At 45.8% G+C, this 25,624-nt stretch carries 19 protein-coding genes and 2 tRNA genes; 13 read left to right on the forward strand and 8 right to left on the reverse strand.

Annotated features, from left to right (window positions below):
• Positions 1-24: 24 nt before the first annotated feature.
• The 4 genes from chiS to hemL form a co-directional block, all read right to left on the reverse strand.
• Positions 25-3,558: a two-component system sensor histidine kinase ChiS gene (gene chiS / locus MKA69_RS07200; protein ID WP_170937967.1), complete on the reverse strand. Its 3,534-nt coding sequence runs from the start codon at positions 3,556-3,558 to the stop codon at positions 25-27.
• Between the two features lie 63 nt (positions 3,559-3,621).
• Positions 3,622-4,644: a 16S rRNA (guanine(1207)-N(2))-methyltransferase RsmC gene (gene rsmC / locus MKA69_RS07205; RefSeq protein WP_305847754.1), complete on the reverse strand. Its 1,023-nt coding sequence runs from the start codon at positions 4,642-4,644 to the stop codon at positions 3,622-3,624.
• 72 nt (positions 4,645-4,716) lie between these two features.
• Complete coding sequence (locus MKA69_RS07210; protein WP_055031728.1) at positions 4,717-5,802, reverse strand: AI-2E family transporter; 1,086 nt, start codon at positions 5,800-5,802, stop codon at positions 4,717-4,719.
• Between the two features lie 253 nt (positions 5,803-6,055).
• Entirely contained in the window at positions 6,056-7,354 is a 1,299-nt protein-coding gene (hemL, locus tag MKA69_RS07215; protein ID WP_000167251.1) for a glutamate-1-semialdehyde 2,1-aminomutase, read from the reverse strand.
• Positions 7,355-7,637: 283 nt separating this feature from the next.
• On the opposite strand from hemL, the gene erpA reads away from it, so the two are divergent.
• The 3 genes from erpA to MKA69_RS07230 all read left to right on the forward strand — a co-directional run bounded on the left by erpA (position 7,638) and on the right by MKA69_RS07230 (position 12,299).
• Positions 7,638-7,979, forward strand: coding sequence for an iron-sulfur cluster insertion protein ErpA (gene erpA / locus MKA69_RS07220; protein ID WP_000005744.1), 342 nt, complete (start codon positions 7,638-7,640; stop codon positions 7,977-7,979).
• A gap of 101 nt (positions 7,980-8,080) precedes the next feature.
• A complete protein-coding gene (locus tag MKA69_RS07225) occupies positions 8,081-9,181 on the forward strand; it encodes an efflux RND transporter periplasmic adaptor subunit (protein WP_305847755.1) in 1,101 nt (366 codons plus the stop codon).
• A 10-nt stretch (positions 9,182-9,191) separates the two neighbouring features.
• Positions 9,192-12,299 carry an efflux RND transporter permease subunit gene (locus tag MKA69_RS07230; protein WP_305847756.1) on the forward strand — a complete coding sequence of 1,036 codons (3,108 nt, stop codon included), beginning with the start codon at positions 9,192-9,194 and terminating at the stop codon, positions 12,297-12,299.
• Between the two features lie 83 nt (positions 12,300-12,382).
• Here the strand turns inward: MKA69_RS07230 and MKA69_RS07235 are convergent, their stop codons facing one another.
• Complete coding sequence (locus MKA69_RS07235; protein ID WP_000949659.1) at positions 12,383-13,681, reverse strand: peptidoglycan DD-metalloendopeptidase family protein; 1,299 nt, start codon at positions 13,679-13,681, stop codon at positions 12,383-12,385.
• A 130-nt stretch (positions 13,682-13,811) separates the two neighbouring features.
• On the opposite strand from MKA69_RS07235, the gene tyrS reads away from it, so the two are divergent.
• Complete coding sequence (gene tyrS, locus MKA69_RS07240) at positions 13,812-14,999, forward strand: tyrosine--tRNA ligase (RefSeq protein ID WP_000146484.1); 1,188 nt, start codon at positions 13,812-13,814, stop codon at positions 14,997-14,999.
• A 98-nt stretch (positions 15,000-15,097) separates the two neighbouring features.
• Here the strand turns inward: tyrS and dacB are convergent, their stop codons facing one another.
• Positions 15,098-16,543 (reverse strand): serine-type D-Ala-D-Ala carboxypeptidase, encoded by a 1,446-nt coding sequence (gene dacB, locus MKA69_RS07245; protein ID WP_305847757.1) that lies wholly within the window; start codon positions 16,541-16,543, stop codon positions 15,098-15,100.
• 99 nt (positions 16,544-16,642) lie between these two features.
• Positions 16,643-17,656 (reverse strand): porin, encoded by a 1,014-nt coding sequence (locus MKA69_RS07250; protein WP_305848233.1) that lies wholly within the window; start codon positions 17,654-17,656, stop codon positions 16,643-16,645.
• A 556-nt stretch (positions 17,657-18,212) separates the two neighbouring features.
• Between MKA69_RS07250 and greA the strand changes: the two genes are divergently transcribed.
• Positions 18,213-18,686 (forward strand): transcription elongation factor GreA, encoded by a 474-nt coding sequence (gene greA / locus MKA69_RS07255; RefSeq protein WP_009355521.1) that lies wholly within the window; start codon positions 18,213-18,215, stop codon positions 18,684-18,686.
• Positions 18,687-18,749: 63 nt separating this feature from the next.
• On the opposite strand, the gene yhbY is transcribed toward greA, so the two are convergent.
• Positions 18,750-19,046, reverse strand: coding sequence for a ribosome assembly RNA-binding protein YhbY (gene yhbY / locus MKA69_RS07260; protein WP_001054289.1), 297 nt, complete (start codon positions 19,044-19,046; stop codon positions 18,750-18,752).
• Positions 19,047-19,165: 119 nt separating this feature from the next.
• Between yhbY and rlmE the strand changes: the two genes are divergently transcribed.
• From rlmE to rimP, 8 genes are all read left to right on the forward strand, one after another.
• On the forward strand, positions 19,166-19,795 hold the full coding sequence (gene rlmE, locus MKA69_RS07265) for a 23S rRNA (uridine(2552)-2'-O)-methyltransferase RlmE (protein ID WP_000043217.1): 630 nt from the start codon (positions 19,166-19,168) through the stop codon (positions 19,793-19,795).
• Positions 19,796-19,904: 109 nt separating this feature from the next.
• Positions 19,905-21,845: an ATP-dependent zinc metalloprotease FtsH gene (gene ftsH / locus MKA69_RS07270; RefSeq protein ID WP_305847758.1), complete on the forward strand. Its 1,941-nt coding sequence runs from the start codon at positions 19,905-19,907 to the stop codon at positions 21,843-21,845.
• 69 nt (positions 21,846-21,914) lie between these two features.
• On the forward strand, positions 21,915-22,748 hold the full coding sequence (gene folP, locus MKA69_RS07275; protein WP_055033935.1) for a dihydropteroate synthase: 834 nt from the start codon (positions 21,915-21,917) through the stop codon (positions 22,746-22,748).
• A 25-nt stretch (positions 22,749-22,773) separates the two neighbouring features.
• Complete coding sequence (glmM, locus tag MKA69_RS07280; RefSeq protein ID WP_305847759.1) at positions 22,774-24,114, forward strand: phosphoglucosamine mutase; 1,341 nt, start codon at positions 22,774-22,776, stop codon at positions 24,112-24,114.
• 256 nt (positions 24,115-24,370) lie between these two features.
• Positions 24,371-24,706, forward strand: a complete 336-nt coding sequence (gene secG, locus MKA69_RS07285; protein WP_055027844.1) for a preprotein translocase subunit SecG — start codon at positions 24,371-24,373, stop codon at positions 24,704-24,706.
• A gap of 29 nt (positions 24,707-24,735) precedes the next feature.
• Positions 24,736-24,819, forward strand: a tRNA-Leu gene (locus MKA69_RS07290).
• Positions 24,820-24,872: 53 nt separating this feature from the next.
• Positions 24,873-24,949: transfer RNA gene (locus MKA69_RS07295), tRNA-Met, on the forward strand.
• A 210-nt stretch (positions 24,950-25,159) separates the two neighbouring features.
• On the forward strand, positions 25,160-25,615 hold the full coding sequence (rimP, locus tag MKA69_RS07300) for a ribosome maturation factor RimP (RefSeq protein WP_305847760.1): 456 nt from the start codon (positions 25,160-25,162) through the stop codon (positions 25,613-25,615).
• The last annotated feature ends 9 nt before the right edge of the window (positions 25,616-25,624 follow it).

Below are 25,624 nucleotides of genomic sequence, written 5' to 3' on the forward strand. Positions count from 1 at the left end.
TGGGTTTGGTTATGCATCATAGTGCTATTCTGAGGTGAGTAACTTCTGTAGCTTATCGCGCTGCATCTCGATGTGAGTGCGATCTGGGCTTGACTCTTTACAGTGCTCAAGGATGTAATCGAGCGAGTTAAGCACCGTTCTCCAGCGTGGTGTTTTAGGCAATGTCTCAATGCGTAAATATTTATCTAAGGTACGAGTTTGTAAGGTACTGCGGTCAAGATACACACGCCACAAGCCGCTTTGTTCAGCAAAGGTAAATTTACTTTGTCCTGAGACTCGCTCCCAATAATCAAGAGCGCTGGTCATGGCTTCGACCAAGACACTACGCATCAAATCTTGTTTGGATTGATACTCACCGGATGCTTTATCGGCCAGGCGAGTGAACTCACCACCCAATTCTTTGAGCTGTTGTAATTTATCTTTATCACCTTCGAAAGCGTAGCTTGAGAGGGCTTCTACCGCGGTTTCTAGATTATAAATACGTGCAGCATTAATACTGCCTCCGACATTAAAGATGTACATGGCTTGCAATCCGGAGCCTTCCGGTAAGCGTAGTACGTCAGCGGATAAATGTTGGCGCACATCATCAACGTAAACATCAATATTGCCGCAGTAATGTTCTTGATCGATGTTGAGGTATTTGGGGGCGATTAACTCTTCTGCATTCGAGCGTTTAAGCTGCTCTGGCGTGCGTCTAAATAGGCGTGATGCGGCCTCGTTGGCAAAGCGTATTTTATTGCCTTCTTTGACACACAGTATCGCTTCTGGGGCGGATTCTAGTTGTTCTAACAAGCGTCCTTGAGTTTCAAGGAGACTCGCTTCAACCATCGCACGGTGTTTTAACTCTTTTTGAAGCTGCGCATTTTCAACACGGCGCAACTCTGCTTTGCTCGCGGTAAGGTGAGCTACGATACGAGCCGCCAGCTCTTGTTTGTTAAATGGCTTCGATAAGTAGTCATTCGCACCGGCTTCAAAGCCACGCACTCGGTCATCGGACTGATTCAGGGCCGTTAGCATAATGATGGGGAGCTCAGCATGGTCGTAACTTTGTCTCAGTTTTTCACACACTTGATAACCGCTCATGCCTGGCATCATGATGTCGAGTAACAAGAGCTCAGGCTTTTCACGTTTCACGGCTTCAAGCACTTCATGACCATCTTGTACAGTATGCACACGGTAACCTTCAAGACGTAAGAAGCTGTCTAATACTCTGAGATTAACGGGTTCATCATCAGCGACTAAAAGTAATGGACCGTGCTCATTTTCAGGCAGCGTGCTCTGCTCTGGAAGTTCGGCATCCAAAATTTCTGGAGCTTGGAAGTGGGGCAGTTCAGTTAAGCGTGCTTGAGCAATCTCATCTTGAGTCGCTAGCGGTAGAGTAAAGCTAAATGTCGTGCCAACCATCGGCTGGCTGCTGACATAAAGTGTACCATTCATCAGTTCAATAAGCTGACGGCTGATAGACAACCCTAATCCCGCGCCCTGACGGTAGCGGCTCGCATCTCGACCTGCTTGGATCAGAGGTTCGAATATTTGCTCCAGTTGCTCGGCAGGAATACCTTGGCCAGTATCCACCACCTGTACGCGGATTTTATCGTCCATATAGGTTGCGGAGATAACAATCTTGCCTTCCGACGTATATTTAATCGCATTACCAATCAGGTTATACAGCACTTGCTCCAAGCGTTGTGGATCCGCAGAAACCCAGACTGGTAGCTCTGGAACTTGGTTAATAATACGCAGTGTTTTTTTGCCGAGTAAGTGATGCGAGAGCTCCAAAACTAACCGCGTCGCACTGGATAAATCGACGGCGCCTTTTTGAATATCCAACGCGCCATAGCGCATTTTGTGATAATCCAGCAAATCGTCCACCAAGGTGGCTAAGCGCTGACCACTACTAATAATGATATCGAGTTGATATTTATGAGCGGCGGTCAGTGGGCCATTGGCACCTGAAACTAATGCTTCGGCAATTCCAATCATACCGTGTAGTGGAGTACGCAATTCGTGTGATGTGGTGGCGAGGAATTCATCTTTGAGCTTGTTCGCGAGCTGCAATTCATCGTTCTGTTTACGGATGATCAGCAGGTTGCTCTCTAACTCTTTATTTTGTGATTTGATGAGTGAGATTTTTTCACGGATAGAGCGCTGCATTCGCTCGAAACTGACGGCTAAACGACCAATTTCATCTTTCCGCTCGGTATTGATCATTGCCTCATCAAGATCTCCGGCAGAGACACGTTCTGCGGCCCAAGTGAGTTTTAATAGTGGGGCGGTAATAAAGTTCGAGAGATAATGCGAAGCTATCACCACCAATACAATTGCAGTCAACATGGCAAAAACAAAGAGCTTTTCCAATTGACGTACACGGGCAAACGCTTCTTTTTCTGGAAGCTCAACCACTAAGGCCCAATGAATGCTTTTCAGATTGATAGGGGCATAAGCAGCAATGACTTGTTCACCATCGGTATTGGTATAGGTACCTACCGAACGTTTGCCAGACAAGGCGAGCTCGACCACCTGTTTGCTCTTTTCGACGGCGATTTCTGCAGACGTTAACGTTCGTGAACGCAGATCTTGGCCGACGAGTATGGTTTGCATTGATGGATTATTGTTGCCATCGGCGATCAGTTTGGTGATGGCATTACTGGGTAGGCGGAACATGGCATAGCTGTGTAAGTAGCCTTGTTGAATAATTGGTGCGCCGAGCCAAGCGTACTGTTTTCCGTCTTCTTCGACAAAATCTGAGATGACCACTGGGGTGAAGTCTTCATTGGTTTTGCGTTGTTCATTGACCGTTTGTTCTAGACGTTTAAACGTATGCCCTAGGTTGGCATCTTGATATTTGCCCGTTAATAAATTGGTGCCAAAGTTGTCGTATTTATAAATGGAGTAAACGACGTTGCCTTCAATATCAACTAAGAGAATGTCATCGAAATCTGAGCGTTTTAGCAGTTCTAAAAAGGCCCAGTGATAGCGTTTGTGTAGTAACCGGTAACGTTCGCTTCCCACATAACTGCTGGATTGTGGCAGCACTGACGTTTTTATTTGATCGCCAGAACCGGGGATGTAACGCTGCTGGGCATGTTCACGAGCCGCTTCGATACTGACATCCAAGCGTTGGAATGCATTGACTAAACCATAAAAACGTCCGCCACTGGCATAAGCAAGCTCGGAACGGACAAAGCCCATGACTTCTGACTCTTTGGCCATCATGTAATCGATCACTTGCTGCTGCTTGGTATCTCGTACCGAAACGAGGTATGAGGTGCTTTGCTCTTCCAAGTCTTTACTGTGGGAATGGAGGAAAAACAGCGCGGTAATCGTCAATGGAATAATGCTAAGAGCCAAAAAGGCCGCCATCAGGGTATTCTGCAGGCGCTTGAATTTTTGTTTTCGATAGAACCTAAACATAATTAAGGCGTTACTTTTGGTGATACTCGTTGGCGCTCGCGAGCCATGAGCGGGTGAATGACAAGAAAAACCTAAAGTAACGAAATTAACGAGTTTTTTTACTTTGACAAGTAAGTCCAAGCTAAAGCGTGGGCATAGGCGCAAAAAACGTGAGGAAGGTGCCGCATTTTGAGCATATTTACGTCAAAAGCGGCAAAATGTAAGAAGTTATTTTTTAGCGTGATAGATGGCAAACTTAGTCGTTTTCGCTGCAATGTCGCAGTGCCCAAACGCTCGCTCAATGATTGGTGGATATTTTAAAAAGCTGTTGGCCACAACCCAAAGTGAGCCAGTGGCGGCTAAATGGTGGATGGATTCAGCCAAGAGTTGTTCTGTAGGGCTGTAGCGCGTGTCTAAACCTGAATGGAAAGGTGGATTGGTGACGATATAGTGGTATTGGCTTCCTACATTCGAGAGCATATCAGACGGATAAACCCGACCACTTAGTTGATTAGCGATAAGGGTTTCTTGACTAGAACGAATCGCCAGAGCGCTAATATCGGTCATTTCCAGTTCAATTTCAGGGTTGAGTTTTGCCATAACACAGCCCAACACCCCAGCACCACAGCCAATATCGATCACCTTACCACTGAGAGCGGGTAACGTATCCAGTAGCAGTCGGCTACCCAGATCAAATTCGCCATGACTAAACACGCCAGGCAGGCTGCGAATCGTTAATTCATGGCCTTGATAGGTTACAGAGTATGATTTAAACCACTGAGAAATATCAAACTCATCAGGTTTATTTTCACATTGTCCCCAATAGAATGAGCAGCGACGAGCCGAGTCGTATTTGTAGATCGAACCATAAGGCGTAAACATTTTCTCAATGCTCTTCACACCCGAACGGTTTTCCCCGACCACTACAAGTTCCGTGCCTGTGCCGAACTTGGAAAGCAGCATTGCGAGTAAATACTCAGCTTCTTGTTTGGCTTTTGGCCAGTAGAGCAGGATCAAATCAGCGTTGATCTCGTCGGTGAGTTGTTCGCCAAAATAGCAGTTAATTTCAGCAAACGGTTTGAGCTGAGAATAGTAGCCGTAGTGCGTGGTAAACACTGAAACGGAAGCGCAATGCTGACGAAGTTCGATAGGAAAGCGATCTTCGGCCTCTCCCGCCACCAGAACATGTTTACCAGCAAAATAGTCGAGTTGGCGAAGGGCAATTTCAGTCGGGGCGGTATAGTGTTGCATGGCACGTTCTACTCAATAAAAGGGGGCAGATTTTCGCATAATCCGCCCTTTGAATGAAGCCTTTACTCTGGATTAGCTTTGATCTTGCTGATCTAAAAAGCTGCGAAATTCTTCTTCATAGATATTAAACAGTACCATGGTGATGGCAAAAATCAGCGGGCCATAAATTAGGCCGATCAAACCAAATAACTGAATTCCGCCGAGCAGCGAGAAAAAAATCATCAGAGTATTCATACCGGCACTGCCCTGCATCAAGAATGGGCGTAGTAGGTTATCAATCGAGCCCACCACCGCAATACTCCATATTGCGAGGAAGAAAGCCCAAGTGGTTTCGCCAATTAAAAAGAGGTAGAGCGTCGCGGGGATCCAAATTAAAGCGGTACCCACCACGGGGATGAATGAGGCAAATCCCATCATGGTTCCCCAAAACAACCCTGGGAATCCTGCTAACCACATACCAATTCCTCCCGCAAAACCTTGAGCGATCGCGGTTAAAAATGAACCCATCACTGCCGATTTTGAGACGTTCTCAATTTCATTGAGCAAGCGATCTTCTTGGCTACGCGATAGGGGAAGAATATGGCGGATTGCGCTGATAATTTTGTCGTGATCACGCAATAAAAAGAACAATACAAATAACATCAGGAAAAAATTCATCACGAAGCTGGTGGCATCCCCGAGAATTTTGGCGCTTATGCTGACTAAATTACTGCCAAAGGTGGTAGCAAATTGGGCAACACGCTGCGCGATTTGCTGTGGGCTAATTTCTTCAAAAGGAAGATATTGATTGGCGAGGCCAAGCACTTTTACTACCCAAGGATGACTCAATAATTCCTGAATGCCGCCATGAGTCACCCAAGAATAAAGGTTTTGAGAAAATTTAGAGCCTTGTTGCACAATGGCTCCGAAGATAAACAACAACGGAATCACCACGATGACGGTCAGCACCACGCAGGATAAAAAGGCAGAGATGTTATGGTGTGAGGGAAGTTTTCTATCAAGCCAATCATGGATAGGGAACATCAATAACGAGATGATGAACGCCATAACAATCGAGTTGATATAAGGCTCGACTAACCAGTAACAGGCGAGTGCAGAAGCCAACAGAGCCACAACTAATACGCGATGACTGGAGGCTAATTTAATTTTTTCTGACACGAGAGTTATCCACCTTAAGTAAGTTGAAGAGCTATAATGACGCCAATTCAGTTGCTTATCAATCTAGAGGTCAAGATGGGCTGTTGTGATAAAAACGAATGTTGTGACAAAAAAGCGAAACGTAAACCTATCCCGTGGTTTGGCGTAGTGATTTGCGCTCTAGTACTGATGAGTGTTTATTATTGGCAATAGATTGTCGCTCAATGAAAAAGGCAGCCTCGGCTGCCTTTGAAAAGTGAGAGCACACCGTTTGTTAAGCTTTCGCTTCCGCTGCCAAAATGGCAAAGCTGCGATCGGCGGCTTCTAATGTGGCTTCAATCTCTTTTGAACCGTGAGCTAGTGAGGTAAAGCTAGCTTCAAAGGCCGATGGTGCGAGATAAACGCCGTGTTGCAACATCAAGTGGAAGAAACGTTTGAAACGCTCTACATCGCAACGCGCGACATCTTCATAGCAAGTGACTTTCTCTTGTTCGGTGAAGAAGAAGCCAAACATGCCGCCAACTTGGTGTACCAAAAGTGGAATGCCATGTTGATCTGCCAGTGATTTAAAGCCGTCAGCCAGTTGTTTGGTTTTTGCGGCTAAGCGTTTCTCGTTGCCTTCTTCACGAAGTAGATTTAGACAGGCATAGCCTGCTGCCATCGCGATAGGGTTGCCTGAAAGTGTACCCGCTTGGTAAACCGGGCCTGTTGGGGCAATGTATTGCATCACTTCACGACGACCACCGAAAGCGCCGACGGGCATACCACCACCGATCACTTTACCGAGAGTGGTTAAGTCTGGCTTGATGTTGTAGTGGGCTTGAGCGCCACCCAGTGCAACGCGGAAACCGGTCATCACTTCATCAAAAATCAGCAGTGCGCCTTCTTGGTCACAGATTTCACGTAGACCTTCATGGAAGCCTTCAACAGGAGGAATACAGTTCATGTTGCCGGCAACAGGTTCAACAATAATGCACGCAATTTCACCTTTATTGGCGGCAAACAGTTCGCGTACGGAATCTAAATCGTTAAAACGAGCCGTTAAAGTATGTTTGGCGAAATCGGCCGGCACACCAGGTGAGCTTGGTTGACCAAGCGTTAACGCGCCAGACCCTGCTTTAACTAATAAGCTATCGGCATGGCCGTGATAGCAGCCTTCAAACTTGACGATTTTATCGCGACCGGTGTATCCACGAGCAAGGCGGATAGCACTCATCGTGGCTTCAGTACCGGAGTTCACCATGCGCAGTTGCTCCATGGAAGGAACCAGTTCAGACACCAACTCTGCCATGATGATTTCCATTTCGGTGGGGGCACCGAAACTTAAACCACGTTGTGCCGCTTGGATGACCGCTTCACGGATCACCGCATGGTTGTGGCCGAGAATCATTGGTCCCCAAGATCCCACGTAGTCAATGTATGCTTTACCATCGGCATCAAAAATCAGCGCGCCATCGGCACGATCAATGAAAATCGGTGAACCACCTACTCCGTTAAAGGCACGAACTGGAGAGTTAACGCCACCCGGAATAGTGGTTTGCGCCTTTTGATACAACTCGGCTGATTTGGTCATGCTACTTTCCTCTTATGATGAATCGGACCAATTTTGGGGCGCATTGTACGCCGATGCTTTGGGTGGTGAAATGTTTTCGCTACATTTTGATCGATTTTCCCTGTCTGAAACCCCAAAACCGCGAGGAATGAAGCGAATTTATCGGTCAAAATCATTCGGATTAAGGCTAATACTTGAACGGCCAACTCAGGTATTGGATAATCGCTGCCATTATCACTATTAGATGTGCTGCGCATCGAACTCTAGAATGTTGCGGCACTTTCCACGAATGAGAGAGGTCATCGTGAGCGAAGTTAATGTACCATTATCCTTTTCTGATGCGGCGGCAACGCGTGTTAAAGCGTTGATCGCTGAAGAAGAAAATCCATCGTTGATGCTACGTGTTTATATTACCGGTGGTGGTTGTAGCGGTTTTCAATACGGCTTTACTTTTGATGAAACCGTAAATGAAGGTGATACCACGATTGAAAATAGTGGTGTTGTTTTGGTGGTTGACCCGATGAGTTTGCAGTATTTGATCGGTGGCGTGGTTGACTATACGGAAGGTCTTGAAGGCTCAAGATTTTTCGTGAATAACCCAAATGCAACAACAACGTGTGGTTGCGGCGCATCATTTAGCGTCTAATCCTGAGTCACAGAATCAGGAAAAATCAGGCCAATCGAAGAATTCGATTGGCCCAAACTACGTATCAGGATGTAACGTGGTCATAACAATAAGGAATATTTATGTTTCCGGTAAAAACCTCCGTTCGTCAGATTCGCGATTATTTTCTTCATCAACCTTGGTTGATTTCTCTCTTCTTCATTGTGGTGTTGGTGGCATGGCTTGGTTTAGGGCGCCCCAGTGCTCAAGAACCCCAAACCTCGACAGAAATTCAAGTCCCCTTGGCTAAAGTTGGCTATCAAACCTTTACGGCTGAACAAACGGACAAAGTGATTGAGCTTTATGGCCGAACGGCTCCGGATCGACAAGCCAATATTGGTGCTGAGATCGCAGGGCGAATTATCGATATCAAAATTGTTAAAGGCCAAGCGGTAAGCAAGGATCAAGTGATTGCTTTAATTGATCGAGGCGATCTGGATGCTCAGTTAGAACGAGCCAAAGCACAGTTGAAAGTGCGACAACAAGAATTTAATGCGGCAAGTGCTTTGAAAAACAAAGGCTTGCAAGGAGAGGTTGCCTTCACTAATGCCGCAGCGGCATTGACGGACGCTCAATCTTCGTTAAGTACCGTACAGCGCTTATTGGAGAATACTCAAGTTCGAGCCCCCTTTGAGGGCGTTGTCGAAACCTTGCCGATTGAAAAAGGGGATTTTGTGTCGATTGGTGATCCCGTCGCGTCGATCATTGATCTGCATCGACTGGTGATTGAGGCGGATGTGAGTGAGCGACATATACAGCATGTTCAGCTTGGGCAGCCAGCAGTGATTCGCTTTATGGATGGAAGTCAAACTCAAGGTAAAGTTCGTTATATTTCAAGGCTTTCTTCTCCTGCAACCAATACATTTGCCATTGAAGTCGCAATGGATAACCCACAACAAACGATTCCGGCAGGGGTGAGTGCCGAAGTTTCATTGAGTTTGATGACGCAGTCGGCAATCAAAATTACGCCGGCAATGCTTGCCCTAGATGATGTTGGGAATCTAGGCGTAAAAACGCTGCAAGGAGATGTGGTTCACTTTGTGCCGATTCAATTAGTGAAAGCTGAGCAAGATGGTGTTTGGCTGACCGGATTGGGTGAAACGGTGGAAATCATCACTCGTGGTCAAGGCTTTGTGCGTGATGGGGATAAGGTTATCGCCACTCCGCTAGCGACGATTAACTAGGAGCCGCCCCATGTTTACTCTGATTGATGCGGCGTTATCTCGTACACGAACCATGCTGACGTTGTTGGTGTTTATTCTGGTTGCAGGGATTGCGACATATGTGACCATTCCGAAAGAATCAAGCCCTGACGTCACCATCCCGATTATTTATGTTTCCGTTAGTCACCAAGGCATCTCTCCCAGTGATGCGGAACGTTTGATTGTTCGACCTTTAGAGCAAGAACTGCGTTCTATTGAAGGTGTGAAAGAGATGACGGCAACGGCTTCAGAAGGGCATGCTTCTGTTGTGCTGGAGTTTAATGTTGGCGTTGATCTAGCGAAAGCGATGGCGGATGTGCGTGATGCGGTGGATTTGGCAAAACCGAAGCTGCCCGCGGATACCGATGAGCCTACCGTGAATGAAGTCACTCTTGCGGCTGAACAACCGATTCTCTCTGTGGTGCTTTATGGCACGGTTCCAGAACGAACAGCCGTACAGATTGCGCGCCAACTGCGCGATAAACTCGAAAGTTATCGGCAAATACTCTCCGTTGATATAGCCGGTGATCGGGAGGAGATTGTTGAAATCGTTGTGGATCCGCTACTCATGGAGAGTTACGGGCTAGATCAAGGCGATATTTATAATCTGATTGCGCTCAATAACCGTGTGGTTGCGGCTGGATTTGTCGATACCGGATACGGACGTTTTTCAGTCAAAGTGCCTTCAGTTTTTGAATCGTTGAAAGATATGCTTGAACTTCCGATTAAAGTGGATGGCAAACAAGTCATTACCTTTGGTGATGTGGCAACGGTACGACAATCCTTCCGAGACCCAGAAAGCTATGCCAGATTGGATGGTAAACCTGCGATTGTTTTAGATATTAAAAAACGCTCGGGTGAAAACATTATTGAAACGGTTGAGTTGGTGAAAGCCGTATTAACCGAGGCACAAGCTCGTGAAGAATGGCCAAGTAACCTACTGGTTAAAACCATTTGGGATGAGTCTAAAGATGTCAAACTCATGCTCAACGATCTGCAAAACAATATTTTGTCGGCAATCATTCTTGTCGTGATTGTGATTATTGCGATCTTGGGGGTACGTACCTCTTTGTTGGTTGGCGTTTCAATTCCTGGCTCATTCCTGACCGGCTTATTGGTGCTCGCGGTGTTTGGTTTAACGGTGAATATCGTTGTGCTGTTTGCCTTGATTATGGCCGTGGGAATGTTGGTGGATGGTGCCATAGTGGTGACTGAGTTTGCCGATCGGCGTATGCAAGAAGGAATGCATCGTAGCGAAGCCTACCGAGATGCAGCCAAACGCATGGCGTGGCCGATCACCGCATCAACGGCGACGACATTAGCTGCGTTTGCCCCTTTGCTATTTTGGCCGGATGTTACGGGGGAGTTTATGAAATATCTTCCGCTGACATTAATGGCCACGTTAACCGCTTCCTTAGTCATGGCACTACTGTTTGTGCCAGTTCTCGGTGGATTATTTGGGCGGCCACAACAAATTACCCAAGCGAATCAGGCGCGTATGGTTGCGCTGCATAATGGCGATTTTTCACAAGCAACGGGGATTACCAAAGCCTACTACCTGACTTTAGCCATCGCGATCCGTCATCCAATAAAAATATTATGTGCAGCCTTATTGATGTCGGCGGCGATTGCCTTTGCTTACGCTAAAGCTGGTTTAGGTGCTGAGTTTTTCCCTGAGGTAGATCCACCGTTTTTTTCTGTCAAAGTGCGTTCTTATGGCGATCTCTCATTAGATGAAAAAGATCAGATCATGAGTGATGTAGAGCAGGTGATGCTCGGTCACAAAGAGTTTGAAAGTGTTTATACACGCACTGGCGGTGATGATGAAATTGGTGTCGTGCAGATAACACCAGTCGATTGGCAGTATCGACGCAGTGTCAAAACCATCATTGATGAGTTGAAGCAAGTGACGGATGCTTTTCCGGGCGTGGAAATTGAGTACAAGTTTCCGGATGCAGGGCCTCCCGTTGAGCATGATTTGGATATTGAGCTTTCATCGCGTGTTCCGGCAGAACTTGAGAAAGCGACTCAACAAGTCCGGCTATGGGCTGAGGCGAATCCCGCGTTAACAAATTTAAGTGATAACGGCAGCAAACCGGGGATTGATTGGAAAATTGATATCCGGCGTGATGATGCTTCGCGTTTTGCCGCGGATGCCACATTAGTGGGTAATACCGTGCAATTTGTGACGAACGGCCTCAAGATTGGCGACTATCTTCCGGATGATAGTGATGAGGAAGTCGACATTTTAGTGCGTTATCCGAGTGAGTATCGCGATATCGGACGTTTTGACCAGCTGCGAGTGAAAACACTACAAGGTTTGGTTCCGCTGACCAATTTTGCGCAAATAACGCCTGAGCCTAAGCAAGATACGATTCACCGTATCGACGGACGAAGAGTGATCAACGTCATGGCTGACCTTAAGGAAGGCTACAATTTGGCCTTAGAGTTACCCGCAATTGAGCAAGCTCTTAAGGGGCTCAATTTACCAAGTAGTGTCGAATTTCGCATTCGTGGTCAAAATGAAGAGCAAGAGCACTCTGCTGCCTTTTTGGAAAAGGCCTTTTTGGTGGCATTAGCGGCAATGGCGATCATCTTGATTACCCAGTTTAATAGCTTTTATCAAGCATTCTTGATTTTGACCGCAGTGATATTTTCTACTGTTGGGGTGTTTGCTGGTTTGCTCATTTTCCAAAAGCCGTTTGGGATTATCATGTCCGGGATTGGGGTGATTGCATTGGCTGGTATCGTCGTCAATAACAATATCGTATTGATTGATACATACAACCAGTTACTCAAACGCGGATTAAGCCGTGAGGAGGCGATTTTACGCACAGGAGTGCAGCGCTTACGGCCTGTATTACTGACGACCATCACCACCATTCTAGGTTTGATGCCGATGGTCCTTGAGATGAATATTGACATCATCAATCAGAAAATTGAGTTTGGTGCACCGAGCACGCAGTGGTGGTCTCAGCTTGCGACCGCCGTTGCCGGCGGATTAGCCTTTGCGACAGTGCTAACCTTAGTTCTCACTCCTTGTTTACTGATGTTAGGACGTCGTAAAACCGCCATGAATGACGAGCTTGAGGTTTCATAAAGAGGTCTGCGGCTCATCGCTGTCGTTCAGGATCATTAAGGCCAGCAAAATGCTGGCCTTATTTTTAGGGCGTTAGAAAGCCATTATTGTTGGTTAGCGTAAAGCAGCTGACTGTAGCGCTCCAGCTTTGCCATGCGTTGTTTAGCATTAGCAATAAAAGTCTCTTTGGCTTTACCACTGAGTGATTGTGCTTGTGGTAATTCAACCGTACGAGGGTTTTTATGCACGCCATTCACCAAGAATTCGTAGTGTAAATGCGGTCCAGTAACACGCCCAGTACCTCCTAACGTACCTATGCTCTGTCCTTGCTTTACACGTTGCCCTGTTTTTACCAGTCGGCGTTGCAAGTGAAGGTACTTAGTAATGTAAGTATTACTGTGGCGGATATAGACATAGTTACCGTTAAATTGGTTATAGCTTGATTTTTCAACCACACCATCACCCGCCGCCCAGATTGGGGTACCTACAGGCGCTGCGTAGTCAGTACCACGGTGTGCTTTAACTTGACCCGTCACAGGGTGAAGGCGTCGAGGGTTAAAGTTAGAAGAAACTCGTCGGAAATCCAGAGGGGAGCGCAAAAAGGCTTTCTTCATTGCGCGGCCATTCTCATCGTAATAGTTACCGGTATTGTCATCTAGAATGGCAGTAAAAGTAGAGCCTTGGTTGGTAAACGTTGCGGCAATAATATTCCCGCGACCGATCACGGCCCCTTCTACAATGTTTTCTTGGTACAGCAGTTTGAACTGATCACCCTCACGGATATCGAGGGCAAAGTCGATATCCCAACCGAACAATCCTGCGAGTTCCATAATTTGGTTAGCGCTTAAACCGGCTGCCATCCCTGCATTCCAGAAGCTTGAGGTGATTTTTGCTTCTGCATAGTTGTATTGATAGAAGATCTCTTTCTTATCAAACTCTGAGGTAAAGCCTGATTCAGAACGAGTGATGACAAAGGTTTCGTAAGGGCTGATTGTGCGCTTGAGCTTAACTAATTGGTTATTTTCATCAAATCCGAATTTCAATTCATCTTTGGGCATTAACTTGGAGAGTTGACTGTTGATGTCACTGTTACTGGAGGTTAACTCATACAGTACGCGAGAAGAGAGCCCTGCACGCTGAAACAAGACGGCTGCACTTTCACCATTGCGTACTTGATAAACCTCCCAACGCAGTAGAGCACTAGGAGCTTCTGTCTCATTAGTGGTTGAAAGTAGCTGATTATCAAGAGAGAGCGGATAATGACGTCCGACTTCTAATTGAGATTCCGGTTTATGTAAACGTTCAGCATTAGGCAGAAAAAAAACGGCGAAGGCAATGACGGCACTAAAAACGGTGATTAACACACGGTGCAGCCACGGAAGACGAGTGAAAAGTGAAAGCATATTCAGTTCAAATTCATTTAATTATTAACAAAATCGCTGTCGGGTAGTCTAACTGGTTTCAAAATGCATCGCTATTCAAGTAATATGTTCCACTATCAAATTTTTGCCAAATCTGTGGGAGTGAACAAGAATGGCGAGTATTGAAGCCGCTTTAGCTGAGATTAAACGTGGTGTTGAAGAGCTGATCCCTGAAGAAGAGTTGATCGCGAAGCTCAAAGAAAACCGTCCGCTGCGCATTAAATTGGGTGCAGATCCAACGGCTCCGGATATCCATCTAGGCCACACTGTAATCCTCAATAAGCTTCGTACTTTCCAGGATTTGGGTCATGACGTGACATTTTTGATTGGTGACTTTACCGGTATGGTGGGCGATCCAACAGGAAAAAATACCACTCGCCCACCTTTGACTCGCGAAGATGTTCTGCGTAATGCGGAAACCTATAAACAGCAAGTATTTAAGATTCTTGATCCGTCGAAAACCAAGATCCAATTTAACTCAGAATGGTTATCACAACTGGGTGCAGAGGGCATGATCCGCCTCGCTTCAAACCAGACCGTTGCTCGTATGTTAGAACGTGATGACTTTAAAAAGCGTTACAACAATGGTCAGCCGATTGCGATCCATGAGTTTATGTACCCATTACTACAAGGCTACGATTCAGTGGCTATGGAAACGGATGTTGAGCTGGGCGGTACCGATCAGAAGTTCAACTTGCTGATGGGGCGTGAACTACAAAAGTCCAACGGTCAGAAACCACAAGTGGTATTGATGATGCCGCTGCTGGTGGGGCTGGATGGCGAGAAGAAGATGTCCAAATCGGCACACAATTATATCGGTGTGAGCGAAGCGCCAAGCGAAATGTTTGGCAAAATCATGTCGATCTCTGATGACCTGATGTGGAGCTACTACGAACTGCTCTCTTTCCGTCCGTTAGAGGAAATAGCACAGTTCAAAGCTGATGTACAAAATGGTACAAACCCTCGTGACATCAAGATCTTATTAGCAAAAGAGATCATTACTCGCTTCCATACTGCCGCAGATGCAGACGCCGCAGAGCAAGAGTTTATCAACCGTTTCCAAAAAGGCGCTATGCCAGAGGAGATGCCTGAGTTCGAATTTGATGCCGGTATTGCGATCTCGAATCTGCTAAAAGACGCAGGATTGGTGGGATCGACGTCGGATGCTCTGCGCATGATTAAGCAAGGTGCGGTGAAGCTTGATGGCGAGAAGTTAGAGGACGCGAAACTCGTACCTGCTTGTGGCACATCGGTTTATCAAGTGGGTAAGCGTAAGTTTGCGCGAGTTACCATTAAGTAAGCTCACTCATAACAATAAAAAAGCGCCTTCGGCGCTTTTTTATTGTCTCATGATCCGTATTGGCATATTTGTGGCTAGCGCTGAAAAGGGGATAAGCCTCAATGAGGTTTAGATGCTAAACGATTACGTTGGATCAGTTCCTGATAAAGCTGAGTTTCAAATTGAACGATTGCGGGCTCAACCGCAGCTTCAGTGCCGTTTTGGGGCGGGAAATAGTCAGTAACAAATTGTACGAAAAGTGTTGTCGGGCGATGATGTTCATCGACGACGAATCCCACCATATTATACGTGCCATACAACGAACCACTCTTGGCTTTCATTTGCCCACTTATTTGAGGTGCACGCATGCTACGGCGATATTGCAGTGTGCCCGATTCCCCCGCCGAAGGTAGCAGAGCAATCAACCCTAGTTGCTCATCATGCTGATAAAGATAGCGCAATGTCTCGATCATCACGTGTGGGCGCATTCGATTATTCCGAGAGAGGCCAGAGCCATCGGCTAATTGGGTATCTTCTAATGAGATGCCTGTTCTCGAATAAAAAACCTGCTTGATGGCTTGAGTACCATTCGAGAAGCTACCTGGTTGTAGATAAAAACGGTGACCTAAGGTTTTTGTTAATGTGTCTGCAATCAGGTTATCTGAGTCTTGCAGCATCGTTTTTAGCAGTACGGGTAATGGATCAGATTGATGATCAGCGACTTTTTGAGCTTGGTTAAATGCAGAGTTGCCCACCTTCACTTCGCCTTTGAGCTCGATATTGAGTTGTGCCAGCAAGCGATAGACGATGCGCTGGGCGTACAACCCAGTATCTTGCACGGCAAATTTTAGTGGTAATGGTTTATCTCTTTGAGTCAGGCAGCCTGCTAGTTGGTAGTGGTTTTCTGGAGTAGCGGTGAGTTCTAAATCACACAGCAGGCTTTCTTGCTCATTTTTACTGACGCTGATGGCTCGTGTTTGAACATGTACCGGATACTGCTCCGGTACGTAGACGCGAGTACGTCCTTGTGGCTCAGTATAAATAGACGCTTGAATACAATTACTATCTAAATTGATGGCACTGGCAGGAGCGCTATAGCACACACCTAGAATATCCCAAGGCCAACCAACCGCACGTTCGTAACCGCTAAAAATACTGTTATCTAACCATAAGTCGCCTTCAATTTTTCCACCTGTTTGTGACTTAAGTTGTTTAAGTAACGCGGTGAGATCTGCCGTGGTGAAAGTGGGATCTCCTGAAAAATGAATAGCCCAATCGTCACCAGAGCGAAATAATTCTGTGCGAAAGCGAAACTCATCGCCCAATTCGAGTTTGGCAGCGAGGGCGGTTAGAATTTTTTGCGTGCTCGCAGGGGGATAATAAAGATGCGTATTCAGATCGAGAATGGTCTGTTTTGAACCGATATCCTCAATCAGTAATGCATAACGAGCTCCAGCGGGAAGTTTATTCGTGGCTGAACTGAATTGAGTTTCCGCATGGGCGCTTGGCAAAAAGAGAAGAAAACAAAAAATAAGTCGCCAAACTGGCGAGGATGAAAACGGCATAACCAAAAACTTCCAAAGAGGGCAGTTGCGAAAGTATAGCCAGATAGAAAAACGCCTGCTAGTGAGCAGGCGTTTGGCGTGTGACTTTAAGTCAACAAATTAGAAGTCGTAACGCAGACCGATAGCCAGTTCGTCTTCTGCTTTAGTCTTACCAACTTTATCTGCATCTAGCAGGTTAAAGTTATAAGATACATAAGAGCGGAAGTTTGGCTTGAAGTAGTAAGTTGCATCAATTGCGATGAAGTCAGCATTGTCGCTCTTCACACCAGAAGTTTTTTGTTCTTGGTAGTTATAAGTTGTTGTAAATACGGTTTGATCCATTGTGTATTTAGCTGCTAACTCATAACCAGTTTTGTCTGTTTTTGCTGCATTTGCTGGCTTATATTGACCATCAACGAAAGCACCAGCGAAGTAGAAATCAGAGAAAGCGTAAGATGCAGCAAGAATGTATTGATCTGCTGTATCTTGATCTGCGTAACCCGCACCTACATTGAAACCAGTATCACCAAAGGCGTAGATAGCAGATAGAGAATATCCATCATTGTCTTTGTCGATAAATTTATCGTTAGATACACCTTCAACAAATTTGCCATCTTCATCGCGATCTGCAAAATGGTAGCTCGCTTTTACGCCTAGGTCGCCAAATTGGCCTTTATAAGCAAGCATGTTATCAACACGGTCTGCCACTGCCAGTTTGTAAGTACCATTTGCACCATGGTAAGCCATGATATCAGTGAAGTCAGTGATAACACCTAGTGCACCGTCGTTTTTACCGTAAGTCACTTCACCGTAAGTACCGCCGATACCTGCATAAGTGTAACGGTTGTCTAAATCAGAACCGTTGTCTGTTTCTGTCGCTGTAGAATCTGCAGTGGTGAATTCACCTTCGTAGAAACCAACGCCGTACAGGCTGTCGTTGATAGCCACTTTACCTAGGAAGTTTAGACGTACACGAGATTTATCATCTGCTTTACCGTCTTTTAGAGATAGGCGCGCTTCAGCACGGCCACCCATAGTCAGAGAAGCGCCATCTTTATTGTAGATTTCGCCAGCGTTTACACCAGTAGCCACTGCAGCAGCTGAAACAGCAAGAGCAATTAGAGTCTTGTTCATCTTATTAAGTCCTAATTTATTGTCCATAAATTTGATTTTTTGTACGACGTAAGCCACGTCAATCGAAATAGGTGATGCATCAAGCTTCATTGGTCATTGTTGTGTTGAAACCATAAAGCATAAGAAATTTGATGGTTCAGCCATTTTCGTGGCTATTTTTTTACTCCCAAAGTTCCGCTATCAGTTAGTAAAATGATATAAATCAGACTTATGAACACTGTTTTATTGTTGATAAAAAATTATCAAGCTATTGTTTTGTAAAGGTTTAGTGTATCTTTGTTAGTTTTCCTTTTTTATTCAATAAGTTGTATTTTTTATTTTTTTTTATCGATATTGAGCAAAATGCACACGATCTAATTGTGCTAAAGATCACATATAAAATGTGAAAATTGGATTTTGAGTAAATTCGCCTCGCAAATCTTGAATTTGGATGATTTAGCTCTTAACTTTGTTTACACTTTCGATTAATCCAAATGGTTCAACACTGACCCGACCCGATTTAGGATGTTGGGAATCTTTTTATTGTCCAAAGAAAACTTTGGCGCAGAGGTAGACGATGGAAAAAGTTCCAATGACATTACGTGGTGAGAAACTCCTACGTGAAGAACTCGATAGATTATTAAAGCTCAGACCAAAAATTACAGAAGCGATTGCAGAAGCTCGCGAATTGGGTGATCTCAAAGAGAATGCGGAATACCATGCTGCACGTGAAGAGCAAGGGATCTGTGAAGCGCAAATTCGCGATATTGAATACAAGCTGTCTGTGGCTCAAGTGATTGATGTCACTACCATGGAAAACAACGGCAAAGTCATTTTTGGTGCGACAGTGACACTGATCGATGTCAATACGGATGAAGAGAAAACGTATCAAATCGTTGGAGATGATGAAGCGGATATCAAATCTGGTCGTATTTCGGTTAACTCACCGATTGCTCGTGGCTTGATTGGTAAGATGGAAGGTGACGAAGTAGCGATTGTTACCCCTGGTGGCAACAAAGATTTCGAAATCGATCGTGTTGAATACCTATAAGCTCGGTAATTCAAAAAGTAAAAAGGTCGCTAATGCGACCTTTTTTGTTCATCCAATGGCTGATTATTTGCGCGGCAATTCGATCTTGCGTTGCTGAGACTGGCGATAAAGTACTAGAACTTTACCAATTACCTGTACTTTTTCGGCACCAGTTTCACGAACAATTGCGTCAACGATCAATTGCTTAGTCTCACGATCTTCCGAAACGACTTTCACTTTAATCAGTTCGTGGTGATCGAGCGCAATTTCGATTTCCGCCAGCACAGCTTCTGTTAATCCGTTTGCGCCCATTAGCACAACAGGTTTTAAGTTGTGTGCCAAGGCTTTCAGATGCTGCTTTTGTTTGTTGCTTAGGTTCATTACGCGGCCAAATTTATTTAATATTAGGGTTGAAAACCGTCATTTTAACGCCATCTATTCTAGAAGACTATATTTTCTACCAGACTTTCTTGGATAGCGGTGACTGAGTTAGGAACAAAATGAGTAAACAGAAACACTCGGCGAGTTCAACTCGCTGGTTAAAAGAGCATTTTGACGACAAATATGCTAACGAAGCGAGGAAGAAAGGCTTCCGTTCTCGTGCTATCTTCAAAATAGAAGAGATCCAAAATAAAGACAAACTACTAAAAGCAGGTATGACTGTCGTTGATCTTGGTGCTGCACCAGGTGGATGGTCACAGTTTGCTGCGAAAGTCGTGGGTGATAGTGGTCGAGTGATTGCTTGCGACCTTTTACCGATGGAATCCATTGCCGGTGTTTCTTTCTTGCAAGGAGACTTCCGTGAAGAAGCCGTATTGAATGCATTACTGGAACGTATTCAACCAGAGATGGTTGATGTGGTGATGTCTGATATGGCACCGAATATGGCGGGGAACCTATCGGTTGACCAACCGCGGGCTATGTACCTTGTCGAATTGGCACTGGATATGTGTCGACAAGTTCTGGCTCAGAATGGTAGTTTTGTGGTGAAAGTGTTTCAAGGAGAGGGCTTTGATGATTATGTCAAAGCAGTCAGAGACCTGTTTAAAGTGGTTAAAATTCGCAAACCGGACTCATCTCGATCACGTTCACGCGAAGTTTTTATCGTAGCGACTGGTTACAAAGGTTAACTATTTCACCGTTTGGTGCTCAAGTCGAACCTATAGCCGCTAGCTATAAACTGTAGTACCCTACCTTTTAATTACAATTAGTTATCGAGAGGCTTACACCTTGAGTGACATGGCAAAAAATTTAATTCTGTGGCTTGTGATTGCTGTCGTTTTAATGTCTGTATTCCAGAGTTTCGGCCCTGGCGAGAACAACGGTAAAGCAGTCGACTACACCACATTCGTAAAGGAAGTTGGTCAAGGCCAGATTCAGGAAGCCCAATTCAACAACGGTGAAATTACTTTCATGCGTCGTGGCGGGGGCAGCCGTTATGTAACCTACATGCCGGTTTATGATCAAAAGCTCCTCGATGACTTGATTAATCAAGATGTCAAAGTGCAAGGCACGCCTCCAGAAGAGCAGAGCTTGCTAGGTACTATTTTCATCTCTTGGTTCCCAATGATTCTGTTGATTGGGGTTTGGATCTTCTTCATGCGTCAAATGCAAGGTGGCGGTGGCAAAGGTGCCATGTCATTTGGTAAAAGCAAAGCACGCATGATGAGTGAAGACCAGATAAAAACCACCTTCAGTGATGTCGCGGGTTGTGACGAAGCCAAAGAAGATGTGAAAGAACTGGTGGATTACCTGCGCGACCCTAGCCGTTTCCAAAAGTTGGGCGGTAAAATCCCAACGGGTGTATTAATGGTAGGGCCTCCTGGTACGGGTAAAACGCTGCTAGCCAAAGCCATTGCAGGTGAAGCGAAAGTACCTTTCTTTACTATTTCGGGTTCCGATTTCGTAGAGATGTTCGTTGGTGTCGGTGCATCTCGTGTGCGTGACATGTTTGAACAAGCGAAGAAAGCCTCTCCATGCATCATTTTCATTGATGAAATAGATGCTGTGGGTCGTCAACGTGGCGCAGGTGTTGGTGGTGGTCACGATGAACGTGAGCAAACCCTAAACCAAATGCTGGTTGAGATGGATGGTTTTGAAGGTAATGAAGGCATCATTGTAATTGCGGCAACCAACCGTCCTGATGTGCTTGACCCTGCATTGCTACGTCCAGGGCGTTTTGACCGTCAAGTGGTAGTGGGCCTGCCAGATGTGCGTGGTCGTGAGCAAATTCTTAAAGTGCATATGCGCAAAGTGCCTTTGGCAGGCGATGTTGAGCCTTCATTGATTGCTCGCGGTACTCCGGGGTTCTCGGGTGCGGATTTGGCGAACTTAGTCAACGAAGCGGCACTGTTTGCAGCTCGTGGTAACAAGCGCAACGTCTCTATGGTTGAGTTTGAACTGGCAAAAGACAAAATCATGATGGGTGCAGAGCGCCGTTCAATGGTGATGTCAGAAGAGATCAAAGAGTCCACCGCTTACCATGAGGCGGGCCATGCGGTAGTGGGACGTTTAGTGCCTGAGCATGATCCTGTGTATAAGGTTTCGATCATTCCTCGTGGTCGAGCGTTGGGTGTCACAATGTATCTGCCTGAGCAAGATCGCGTGAGTATGTCTAAGCAGCATCTAGAATCTATGATCTCTAGCTTATATGGCGGTCGTCTGGCTGAAGAGTTGATTTACGGCAAAGACAAAGTTTCAACAGGCGCATCAAACGATATCGAGCGTGCCACTGAAATTGCCCGTAAGATGGTTACCCAATGGGGCTTTTCTGAGAAATTGGGTCCTATGCTATATGCAGAAGACGAAGGCGAAGTATTCCTTGGACGCAGTGTGACACAGACGAAGCACATGTCTGATGACACTGCGAAGTTGATTGACGATGAAGTCCGCCAACTTATTGATCGCAACTACGAACGAGCTCGTCAAATCATCATCGATAATATGGATATCATGCATGCGATGAAAGATGCCTTGATGAAATATGAAACGATCGATGCAGGTCAAATTGATGACTTAATGGCGCGTAAGCCTGTGATTCGTGAGCCGGCTGGTTGGGCGGATCAAACCAAAGCACAACCAGAAGCGAAAGCGGTGGAGTCTGAAGTGAAAGCCGAACCTACCTCTGATGTTGTCGCTGATGATGTTGCGCCGTCAAGCGAGAAAAAAGACGCTGAATAACGTCACTTTTAACTCTAAACCCCGACTTGTTCGGGGTTTTGTGTTTGCAAGGGAGCAAATTTTAAAACGATGAAAATCAGTTATGCCAATAAGCAACTCAATTTGAACTCTCCTGTTGTCATGGGGATTTTAAACACCACACCAGATTCTTTCTCAGATGGTGGAAGCTACATTCAGCTCGATAAAGCACTCATGAGAGCACAGCAGATGATCGATGCTGGCGTCGCGATCATTGATATCGGTGGCGAATCAACTCGGCCAGGGGCTCCAGATGTAAGCTTAGAAGAGGAATTACAACGTGTGATTCCATTGATCACCGCGATTCGTCAACAAAATGCTCAGGTATGGATTTCCATTGATACCAGCAAAGCTGAAGTAATGCGTCAAGCGATTGTAGCGGGGGCGGATCTGATTAATGATGTGAGAGCTTTGCAAGAGCCAGGAGCACTAGATGTTGCCGCTCAGGCTCAGGTTCCCGTCTGTATTATGCATATGCAAGGACAACCACGTACCATGCAAATGGCTCCTCAATACGACAATGTGGTCGAAGATGTTTGTGCGTTTTTAGTTGAGCGAATTGCCGCCTGTGAGGCCGCTGGTATTAAGCGTGAGAATATTATCTTGGATCCCGGTTTTGGCTTTGGAAAATCGATTCAACACAATTATCATTTGCTCGCACACTTAGAACAGTTTCATCGTTTTGGATTGCCCGTTTTGGCTGGAATGTCGCGTAAATCAATGATTTTTAAAACACTGAATAAACAACCAGCAGAGTGTGTCGCAGGGAGCGTGGCTTGTGCGACTTTAGCGGCAAGTAAAGGGGCGCAAATCATTCGGGTACATGATGTAGAACAAACGCTAGATGCACTAAAAATAGTGCAACTGACGTACGAAAATTTGTAAAAACAATAATGTAAAGGAAACACAAATGTCTGATAAAAGACGTTACTTTGGTACTGATGGGGTACGAGGCAAAGTTGGTCAATACCCAATTACACCTGATTTTGTACTTAAGCTTGGCTGGGCGGCTGGACGTGTTTTGGCAAAACAAGGCACAAAGAAAGTCATCATTGGTAAAGATACTCGTATTTCGGGCTATATGCTGGAATCCGCTTTGGAAGCCGGCTTGGCTGCTGCGGGTTTGAAAGCGACGTTCACCGGACCCATGCCAACACCGGCTGTCGCCTATCTTACCCAAACTTTTCGTGCGGAAGCCGGGATTGTTATTTCTGCATCGCACAACCCGTACTATGACAACGGCATCAAATTTTTCTCTTATGAGGGAACCAAATTGCCGGATGACATTGAGTTAGCGATTGAAGCAGAGTTGGATAAAGACATCGAATGCGTTGAATCTGCTGAGCTTGGTAAGGCTTCACGTATGGTAGACGCTGCGGGTCGTTACATTGAATTTTGTAAAAGCACTTTCCCTTCAAAACTCAGTTTGTCTGGGGTGAAGTTAGTCGTGGATTGCGCTAATGGTGCCACCTACCATATTGCTCCGAATGTTTTCCGTGAGTTAGGTGCCGATGTGATTGCAATGGGCGTTGAGCCAAATGGCTTGAACATTAATGATCAAGTTGGGGCCACCGATGTCCGTGCTCTGCAAAAACGCGTTGTTGAAGAGCAGGCTCATCTTGGTCTTGCTTTCGATGGTGATGGTGACCGCATCATCATGGTTGACCACCTAGGTAATAAAGTAGACGGTGACCAAATTGCTTACATTATCGCGCGCGATGCATTGCGCCGTGGTGAACTCAAAGGCGGTGTTGTTGGGACACTGATGACCAACCTTGGTATGGAAAATGGCCTGAAACAGCTTGGTATTCCTTTTGCGCGTGCCGCGGTGGGTGATCGCTATGTTATGGAAAAGCTGCAGGAAAAAGGCTGGAAGATTGGAGCCGAAAACTCAGGCCACGTTATTTTACTTGATAAAGTGACTACTGGTGATGCGATTGTCGCTGGTCTACAAGTGCTTGCTTCCGTCGTCGGTAGTGAAATGACGCTGCATGAGTTAGCCAAAGGCATGACCCTTTACCCGCAAGTATTGGAGAATGTCCGTTTTGCGGGAGAGAATAACCCACTGGAAGCTGAGGCGGTGAAAGCCGCGGTCGCAGAGGTAGAAGCCGAGCTAGGCTCGAAAGGCCGAGTATTGCTGCGTAAATCGGGGACAGAACCTCTGATCCGCGTGATGGTGGAAGGCGAGGATGATGCGCTAGTGAAACAGTCTGCGCTGAAAATAGCTCAAGCCGTCAAAGATAACTGCTAATTTGAGTGCTGGTTTCTACAGTTCCTAGTTGATTGATTTCGCGCTAGGAATTGTAGAAATGCTTGAAAAATCGTTGTTGTGCGAGTTTTTTGAGCGATCAAATCGGAAAGTGATTTTTTTTAGAAAATACCTCTTGTCAGCCTTGGAACCATTCGTTAGTATTGCGTCCGCTTTCGGAGAGAAAGGTCGCTGGCCTTGTTCGAGTCTAATGATACGAACGGCGCTAGCTCAACAAATATGAACATAGGTGGAAGTAATGTTTACAGTTCTACTTGTGATTTACCTGTTGGCAGCGGTTGCTATCATTGGCCTAGTGTTGATTCAACAAGGTAAAGGCGCAGACATGGGAGCCTCATTCGGTGCCGGCGCGTCAAACACTGTGTTTGGTGCTGGTGGCTCAGGTAATTTCTTAACCCGAATGACTGCAATTTTTGCAACAGTTTTCTTTGTTATCAGCCTTGTGCTTGGCAATATGTCAACTCACAAAACTGAGTCACAATGGGTTGACCCTTCACAAGGTCAAGTGATTCAGCAAGCTGGTGACACAGTGAGTGAAGCGCCTGCTAAAAGCAGTGACGAGATTCCTCACTAAGCTATCTAGAATTAGATAGAAGAATATATGCCGAGATGGTGAAATTGGTAGACACACTAGCATGAGGTGCTAGCGCCTTAGGTGTGAGGGTTCGAGTCCCTCTCTCGGCACCATATTTACAAACTTGTAAATCACCTTGTTGAGCGTATAATGCTCGCAAGTCGGACGCGGGGTGGAGCAGCTTGGTAGCTCGTCGGGCTCATAACCCGAAGGTCGTCGGTTCAAATCCGGCCCCCGCAACCAATCTCTCCTAACGATTAGAGAGACAAGTTTGGCAGTGTTAACCTCACTGCAGTTGAGAAGCGATTCTCAATTTATCAGGGTCCAGCAATAAAAAACCCCGACTTAATCGGGGTTTTTTATTATCTAAATTTCCTTTTTCGGGAATTTTAGATATTTGCTTGGTATTTAAATTGGGCTCTAAGCCCTTTTTTTGTTTCTGGAGTGGTTTAGATGACTGGTTTAGAAAGACAACTTACTGAAATGCTTGAAGCTCCGGTGGTTGCTGCAGGTTACGAGTTGGTTGGATTAGAGTTCGTCCGTGCAGGGCAACATTCCACACTACGTATCTTTATTGATCACGAAAACGGTATCACAGTGGAAGACTGCGCAGATGTAAGTCGCCAAGTGAGTGCAGTTTTGGATGTTGAAGACCCAATTTCGGTCGTTTATAACCTCGAAGTGTCTTCGCCTGGTCTGGAAAGACCACTCTTTAAAGCAGCACATTACGAGCAGTTTATTGGTCACGAGGTCAGCATCGTTTTGAAAATGGCTGTTGCTAACCGTCGCAAGTGGAAAGGGTTCATCCAAGCAATTGATGGTGAAACCGTGGCTGTGATGGTCGATGGGCAAGAGGAACATTTTGCTCTGAGCAACATTTCAAAAGCTAACCTGATCCCTAAATTTTAAGTCTTTGAG

Source organism: Vibrio sp. AH4, assembly GCF_030710545.1.
Lineage (GTDB): Bacteria > Pseudomonadota > Gammaproteobacteria > Enterobacterales > Vibrionaceae > Vibrio > Vibrio metoecus.